The organism is Georgenia sp., assembly GCF_054605595.1.
In genome coordinates this window covers 1-4,235 of record NZ_JBTSDU010000186.1, presented here as the reverse complement: position 1 = coordinate 4,235, position 4,235 = coordinate 1, and the positions used below count along the sequence as shown (strand labels likewise).

3 protein-coding genes are annotated in these 4,235 nt (G+C 72.4%); 2 read left to right on the top strand and 1 reads right to left on the bottom strand.

Translation table 11 applies throughout. The features are described 5' to 3' along the window. Window positions 1-2,162: bifunctional metallophosphatase/5'-nucleotidase (locus tag ACYC1Z_RS14455; protein ID WP_461410218.1), on the bottom strand; the 2,162-nt coding region annotated here is incomplete at its 3' end. Between the two features lie 190 nt (window positions 2,163-2,352). On the opposite strand from ACYC1Z_RS14455, the gene ACYC1Z_RS14450 reads away from it, so the two are divergent. Both ACYC1Z_RS14450 and hisB read left to right on the top strand, forming a co-directional pair. Then, entirely contained in the window at window positions 2,353-3,495 is a 1,143-nt protein-coding gene (locus ACYC1Z_RS14450) for a histidinol-phosphate transaminase (protein ID WP_461410217.1), read from the top strand. Beyond that, a complete protein-coding gene (gene hisB, locus ACYC1Z_RS14445) occupies window positions 3,492-4,097 on the top strand; it encodes an imidazoleglycerol-phosphate dehydratase HisB (protein ID WP_461410216.1) in 606 nt (201 codons plus the stop codon). Before ACYC1Z_RS14450 ends, hisB begins: the two co-directional genes overlap by 4 nt. Window positions 4,098-4,235: the final 138 nt, after the last annotated feature.

Genomic DNA, 4,235 nt, shown 5'->3' with positions numbered 1-4,235 from the left:
TCCCGTACCGCCAGGGTGTCGGTCCCGTTGCCGTCCCAGTCACCGACCAGGACGGTGTCGCGGCGCTCACCGAGGGTGAGGACCTGGTCCGGCTCCGCACCGGTCAGGGAGTTGAAGATGGAGTACCGGTTCCCCTGGCGCACGGCCGGCGTGTCGGTCCCGTCACCGTCCCAGTCGCCGACCAGGACGGTGTCGCGGCGCTCACCGAACGTCACGACCTGGTCCGGCTCCCCACCGGTGAGGGTGTTGAAGATGGAGTACCGGTTGCCCTGACGCACGGCCAGGGTGTCGGTGCCCGCCACCGGCTCCGGCTCCTCGACGACGAGCGGCAGGGAGACGGCGGTGCCCAGGTCGGTGGTGATGGAGAGCGTGCTCGTGCCGGCCGGGACCACGAAGGAGACGGTGGCCCGTCCGGTCTCGTCCAGGCCGGGCACGATCGTGGTGTCGATCTCGGTGGTGGTCGCCAGCACCTCCGAGCCCGACGAGACGCTCACCTCGGTGGGCTTCGGCTCGGTGGTGGTGAACGCGAGAGAGGACAGCGCCAGCGTGAGCTCCTCGCCGGCGGCCGGTGCGTCGTCGGAGGCGGTCACGCCGACGGAGCGCTGCGTGTAGTCCGGGGTGATGCCCGGGTTGCCCGCGAGGAAGTCGACCAGGCCCTGGAGGTCGACGATCCCGGTCTCCTGCAGACCCGCGCCCTCGGTGAAGACCGTGAACCCGTCCTGTCCGGAGAGCAGGAAGGTGTTCGACGCGACGGTGTAGGTGGCGGCCGGGTCGAGCGGGGCTCCGTCGAGCGTGACCGCGGTGATGTGCTCGCCCTGCGCGGCGGCCGGGTCGTAGACGTAGTTGAGGTCCGCGGACAGGCCCAGGCGCAGCATCTTGCGGTCCTGGTCCGGCTGGAACTGCTGCTCGAGCATGGTGACCACCTGCGCACCGGTCAGGTCGATGGTGCCGATCGTGTTCCCGAACGGTTGCGTCGTGAACGCCTCGGCATAGGTGACCGCACCGTTGCCGTCCGGGTCGAGGTCGGCGCGGAGGCCGCCGGGGTTGATGATGCCGAAGTCGGGCTCCAGGCCGACCCGCTCGGCCGTCCACTTCGCGACCTCGCCGAGCAGGTTTCCCAGCGGGGACTCCGTGCCGCGGTTCGAGCCGTCGGACACCCCGGTGTCGGAACCCCGGTTCAACGGTGCGGTCACCGTGCCCACGGTCTCCTGGCCGAGCACGTCCGCCTCGGCGAGCGCCTCGTCCACGATGGCCTGGATGTCCGCGGAGGCGGGCATCGTGGCGGTGTCGATCGCGATGTTCTCGCCGACCGCGCCGGTGACCTCGCCGGTGACGGTGTCGTAGGTGAGCGTCATGCGCGACAGATTGGCTCCGGAGGCCCCACCCTGGATCACCGGCAGCGGGGTGTCCTCGTCGACGGCGACGTGGGTGTGCCCGGTGAACACGGCGTCGACGACGTCGGCGTCGAGCGCGGTGAGCATCTCCTGGGTGGCACCGGCGTGGACCAGCGCGACGACGATGTCGGCGGCGTCGGCCGCCTTGAGCTGTGCGGCGTAGGTGTTGGTGGTGGTGGCCTCGTCGGCGAAGGTGATGCCCGCGATGCCGTCCCGGCTGACCAGGCGCGCCGTCTCGTCGGTGACGGTGCCGACGAAGCCGACGCGCACGCCGTCGGGCGAGGTCCAGACGTCGGTGGATGGCAGGTCGGGCGTCTCGCCCTCGACGTTCGCGCCGAGGTACTCCCAGTCCGCCAGGTCGCTCACGCGGCCGGCGAGGTCGGCGTAGCCCTGGTCGAACTCGTGGTTGCCGACGGCGGAGGTCTGCAGGGCCATGGCGTTGAGCACGTCGATGGTCGGCTCGTCCTGCTGGATCGCCGAGGCATACGTGGAACCGCCGATGTTGTCACCGGCGGAGACGAACACGGTGTTCGGGTTCGACGTCCGGATCTGGTCGATCTGGGCGTCGAGGAACGGTGCCTGCTCGAGCGCACCGTGGAAGTCGGTGATGCCGACCACGTCGAGCGTGACCTCGTCGGCGACGGCCGCCTGGGCGGGTGCGGCGAGCAGCGGCAGGCCGGCGGCGAACGCCGCGGCCGCGCTCACCAGGCGCGCGCGCCCGGTGCGGTGGTGGGGCGCGGCGGACCGCGCGGACAAGTTCCTGGGCAAGGTCTCGATCCTTCCTGGAAAACGTCTGGTCGCACGAGAGACTAGGGCCACCTGGCGACCGGGGCACGACCTGACGGAGAACTCCAGGTGGCGGCACCGCACCGCGTCGGCGCCGGCCGGTGCGGACGGTCCTGGTCACCGGCCGGGCGGGCATCCCCGCCGGCGCCCGACGCCGCCTAGAATCGACCGCGTGACCAACCCGACTGCGGCCGACGTCGCACTGCCGCTGCGCCCGGGCCTCGAGGGGCTCAGCCCCTACGGCGCCCCGCAGCTCGACGTGCCGGTGCTGCTCAACGTCAACGAGAACCCGTACCCGCCGTCCGAGGCCGTCGTGGCGGACATCGCCGACGCCGTCGCGAAGGCGGCGACCGGGCTGAACCGGTACCCGGACCGGGACTTCGCCGAGCTGCGCGCCGAGCTCGCCGAGTATCTGCGGGTCGAGTCGGGCGTGACGCTCGCGGCGGAGCAGATCTGGGCGGCGAACGGCTCCAACGAGGTCATGCTCCACCTCCTGCAGGCCTTCGGCGGCTGGGGTCGCACCGTGCTCTCCTTCGCGCCGACCTACTCGATGTACCCCGAGTACGCGCGCGACACCCAGACCGGGTGGGTGGCCGGTCGCCGCGAGGGTGACTTCAGCCTCGACGTCGAGCACGCGCGGGCGCAGATCGCCGAGCACCGGCCCGCCGTCATCCTGCTGGCGAGCCCGAACAACCCCACCGGGACGGCCCTGCCCCTGGCCACGGTCGAGGCGATCTGTGCGGCCGCCCGCACCTCCGGCCCGCTCCGCCCGGACGGCACGGCGACGGCGTCGGTCGTCGTCGTGGACGAGGCCTACGGCGAGTTCCGCCGCACCGGGACCCCGAGTGCCCTGACGCTGCTGCCGGGCAACCCCCACCTGGCCGTGTCCCGGACCATGTCCAAGGCCTTCGGGATGGCCGGCCTGCGCCTCGGCTACCTGGCCGCCGCGCGCGAGCTGATCGACCCGCTCCGCGTCGTCCGCCTGCCCTACCACCTCTCGGCCGTGACGCAGGCGGCGGCCCGCGCCGCGCTCTCCCACCGCGAGGAGCTGATGGGTCAGGTGGCGTCGCTGCGCGCCGAACGGGACGACCTCGTCACGTGGCTGCGTGGCCACGGTCTGCGGGTGGCGGACTCGGACGCGAACTTCGTGCTGTTCGGGCTTTTCGACGACCGCCACCAGGTGTGGGAAGGTCTGCTGGGACACGGTGTCCTCATCCGCGAGGTCGGCCCGGCGGGCTGGCTGCGCGTGTCGATCGGGACGCCGGACGAGACGGCCGCCTTCAAGGCGGCCCTGGAGGAGGTGCTGGGCTGGTGAACGGTACACGCACGGCTCGGATAGAGCGGAAGACCTCGGAGTCCGACGTCGTCGTCGAGGTGGACCTCGACGGCACGGGCCGCACGGACATCTCGACGTCGGTGCCGTTCTACGACCACATGCTCACGGCGCTCGGCAAACACTCCCTCATCGACCTCACCGTGCACGCGACCGGGGACACGCACATCGACGTCCACCACACGGTGGAGGACGTGGCGATCTCCCTCGGCGAGGCGCTGCGTGCGGCACTGGGCGACAAGCGCGGCATCGCACGCTTCGGCGACGCCCTCGTGCCGTTGGACGAGGCGCTCGCCCAGGCCGTCGTCGACGTCTCCGGGCGGCCCTATCTCGTGCACACCGGCGAGCCCGCCGGCCAGGAGTACCACCTCATCGGCGGGCACTTCACCGGCTCGCTGACCCGCCACGTCCTGGAGTCCCTCGCCCATCACGCCGGCATCTGCCTGCACGTGCGCGTGCTCGCCGGGCGGGACCCGCACCACATCGTCGAGGCCCAGTTCAAGGCGCTCGCGCGGGCCCTGCGCGCCGCCGTCGCCCTCGACCCCCGCGTCGAGGGCGTGCCGTCGACGAAGGGGGCGCTGTGAGCACCGACGGTTCCGAGGACGCCGTGCCCGGAGCCGGGGAGTCCGGTGACGGCGTGCCCGACGGGCCGGCGGGCGCGGCGCCCGACGGCGGTCCCTCGGGCGACCCCGGCCCCGCTCCCGGCGTCCCGGCCAAGGTGG